At 68.9% G+C, this 840-nt stretch carries 1 protein-coding gene; it reads right to left on the bottom strand.

The genetic code is table 11. The features are described 5' to 3' along the window. Window positions 1-840: phosphopantetheine-binding protein (locus AC5Y7E_RS24195; RefSeq protein WP_499950942.1), on the bottom strand; the 840-nt coding region annotated here is incomplete at both ends.

Below are 840 nucleotides of genomic sequence, written 5' to 3'. Positions count from 1 at the left end.
CTGGCCGATCGTGGGTGCCTCGAACACCGCCCGCACGGAAAGACCAGTGTCCAGACCCTTGTTGATCGCGGCGATGACTCGCATCGCCGAAATGCTGTCGCCGCCGAGTTCGAAGAATGAGTCATCGACCCCGACTCGTTCGAGGCCGAGGATGTCGGCGTAGATGCCGGCCAGGATTTCCTCGGTGGGCGTGGAGGGGGCGCGGTAGTGCTCGGTGGTGGTGTAGTCGGGGGCGGGCAGGGCGCGGGTGTCGAGTTTGCCGTTGGGGGTCAGCGGCAGTGCGTCTACGGCGATGATGGCGGCGGGGATCATGTAGGCGGGCAGGTGTTCGGCCAGCGCGCTGCGCAGGGTTGCGGGGTCGGCGTGCCCGGTGATGTAGCCGATCAGGCGTTTGGCCCCGGGTTGGTCTTCGCGGGCGAGCACCACCGCCTGCTCCACCCCATCCAATGCGGTCAGGGCGGCCTGGATTTCGCCGAGTTCGATGCGGTAGCCGCGGATCTTGACCTGCTCATCGGCGCGGCCCAAGTAGTCCAGCTGCCCATCAGCGCGCCAACACACCAGGTCCCCGGTGCGATACATGCGTTGTCCGGGGGCCTCGGGCCCGGCGAAGGGGCACGCCACAAACCGCGACCCGGTCAACCCCGCGCGGCCCACATAACCCACGCCCACCCCGGCGCCGGCCACATACAACTCACCGATCACCCCCACCGGCACCGGACGCAACCACCCATCAAGGACGAACAACGCCGCCTGACCCACCGGTGAGCCGATCGGCGGGGCCCCCGACCCCGCCACCAGCGGGGCGCTCAGCGTGGCATAGATCGTGGTCTCGGTCGGCCC

It is taken from the genome of Mycobacterium sp. NGS17 (assembly GCF_059813205.1).
This window is presented reverse-complemented; position numbering and strand designations above follow the sequence as displayed.